3 protein-coding genes and 1 pseudogene are annotated in these 2,388 nt (G+C 56.3%); all 4 read left to right on the top strand.

What is annotated here, in order from left to right:
- On the top strand, positions 1-231 hold a 231-nt coding region (locus N5O98_RS27030), incomplete at its 5' end, for a DUF3575 domain-containing protein (RefSeq protein ID WP_269496233.1).
- A 16-nt stretch (positions 232-247) separates the two neighbouring features.
- Positions 248-1,135, top strand: coding sequence for a FimB/Mfa2 family fimbrial subunit (locus N5O98_RS27035; protein ID WP_118161479.1), 888 nt, complete (start codon positions 248-250; stop codon positions 1,133-1,135).
- Between the two features lie 20 nt (positions 1,136-1,155).
- A complete protein-coding gene (locus tag N5O98_RS27040; protein WP_269496235.1) occupies positions 1,156-2,043 on the top strand; it encodes a fimbrillin family protein in 888 nt (295 codons plus the stop codon).
- 34 nt (positions 2,044-2,077) lie between these two features.
- Positions 2,078-2,388: pseudogene (locus N5O98_RS27045) on the top strand (fimbrillin family protein); the annotation flags it as partial.

Below are 2,388 nucleotides of genomic sequence, written 5' to 3' on the forward strand. Positions count from 1 at the left end.
TCCGAAACAGGCAAACAGGGCGACCTGATGGGTGGCGGCATCACCGCCGGCTATCAGCTGCGGCTGAACAAGGCACTGGCTCTTGATTTCAACCTCGGTCTGGGCTACCTGAATGCCGATTTCGAAAAATATGAAGTCATCGACGGTGTACGTGTACGCCGCGGCAACGAAACAAAGGACTGGTGGGGCCCCATCAATGCCGGTGTGACATTGGTATGGAAGTTATTCTAACACGGAGGAATAGAATATGAAAGCAAGACAATATATAAATATGATGGGAATGGCAGCCGCCGTGCTGCTCTCTTCCTGCGTGAAGGACACGCTCTATGACACGCCACACCCCGACAGCGGGAAGATTGCGGTGACAGCCGACTGGTCGGCCCGCGGTGAGGGTATCGACATACCTGCCACGTGGACGGTCACCATGGGTGACTATACGGGTACGGAGACTTCCGCCACCCATGCCCCCGACCATCTGTTTGCTCCGGGCAGCTACACCCTTGCGGTGTGGAACCCGGCTGAAGGAATCACGGTGAACGGCACCACAGCCACCATTGCCGCAGCCACGGGAACCCGGGCAGGCACGGATACCTTTGTGAACAATGCCCCGGGATGGTTCTTCACCTATACGGAACAGGTGACCATCGAGAAAGACAAGGACTATCCGCTGACCGCCGCAATGAAGCAGCAGGTACGCGAACTGACGCTCATCATCAAACCGACGGGGGATGCCGCCGGACGCATCACGGAGATTGTTGCCCATCTGACGGGTGCAGCCGGAACACTCGACTTCGCTACCGATACCTACGGAGCCGCTTCAAACGTCGTGCTGCCCTTCACCAAGATTACCGAAGGTGACGATGCCGGCAAGTGGAAAGCCACGGTGCGGCTGCTGGGTGTGACCGGCACGGAACAACTGCTGACGGGTGAAATCCGCTATGCTGACGGCAACCCGAGCCCCACCACGCTGAAAAGCGACCTCACGGAAGCCCTCAAGGAGTTCAATACCAGAAAGGGCGCATCGCTGACCCTCGGCGGAACGCTGGTTGAGACTCCCGAAGGCATGGAAGTGGACGGAGCCGAAATCAACGGCTGGGAAGAAGTGAAAGGTGATGATGTAAATGCTGATTTGTAAATAATAAAATTATAGATATAATGAAGACAAGATTTTTTGCACTTGCGATGCTCGCCCTCGCACTGGTAGCCTGCAACAACGACAACGAGAACCTGAACGGTGACCCCGTGGCCGCCCGGTTTACCGCCGACATCGCCCCCGCCACCCGCGCCAGCGGAACCACCTGGACTGCCGGCGACCGTATCGGCATCACCGACATCGGCAACGATTCCCAGTACGGCAACGTGCCTTTCATCCTGAAAAACGGGAAATTTGAGGCAGAAGGAAAGGTTATCTATATCGAAGATACAAAGACCCATACTTTCCGCGCCTACTATCCGTACAACGCGGTGGGAGGCATCCTCACAGCCACGACCGATGCCACGGCGCAGCAGAACCAGCCTGCCATCGACTTCCTCTTTGCTTCAGGAGCCACGGGAGACAAAAACAACCCGGTAGTAAGCTTCACCGACAAAACCGCCAAAGGCGGTGAAGACAACTCCTTCCACCACCGCATGAGCCGGATAACCCTTACCTTCGAGGCGGGCGACGGCGTGAATTTCAGCGTGGTCAAGCCTGAACGTTACACGCTGGACGGATTGTTACTCACCGGTACGTTCAACACGGCCGACGGTATTGCCACCGCAGACAACGGGGCACAGACCGGAGAACTGGCCATGAATTTGGCAGACGGCGTTCTCACGTCATCGATCATCCTCTTCCCGCAGACAGTTGCATCCCTGCCGTTGGTTGTGAATTACAAAGGTCAGGAATATCATGCCACACTCACCGTGCCCGAAGGCGCACTGCTGGCGGGCAACAACTACACCTATACCGTCAAGGTACGCAACAAAGTCCTTGAAGTCAGCGAAGCCACCATTGCAAAGTGGAACGATATAGACGGTGGAGATGTGGGCGCTGACCTGTAGGATTTTAATAATTAATCGATTAGAATGAAGAATTATGAGACATAGATTATTTATCCCCGCAGCCACCGCACTGCTGTTCGCCCTCGCCGCCTGCACGCAGGACGAACTTGCTGGCGATAACCGTCTGCCCGAAGGTGAATACCCCGTCGTCATCCGTGCCACCGGACTGTCCGTAGAAGCAACGCCGCTGGCAGTCCCTTCCACCCGTGCCGCTGTGGACGGCGACTGGCAGGGCGTCACTTCCGTGGCACTCAAGATGGGCGATGCGGTAAAGGAATACACCGTAACGGCTTCTACCGATTTCAAGAGTGCCACGCTTTCACGCGAGAACGACCCGTACTACTG

Origin of the sequence: Bacteroides sp. LFL-34, from assembly GCF_027257075.1 — a bacterium.
GTDB lineage: Bacteria > Bacteroidota > Bacteroidia > Bacteroidales > Bacteroidaceae > Bacteroides > Bacteroides ovatus.

Bases quoted from the DNA above. Each gene is read 5' to 3' on its own strand.
- N5O98_RS27035 (WP_118161479.1), top strand. From the start codon at position 248: ATGAAAGCAAGACAATATATAAATATGATGGGAATGGCAGCCGCCGTG.
- N5O98_RS27040 (WP_269496235.1), top strand. From the start codon at position 1,156: ATGAAGACAAGATTTTTTGCACTTGCGATGCTCGCCCTCGCACTGGTA.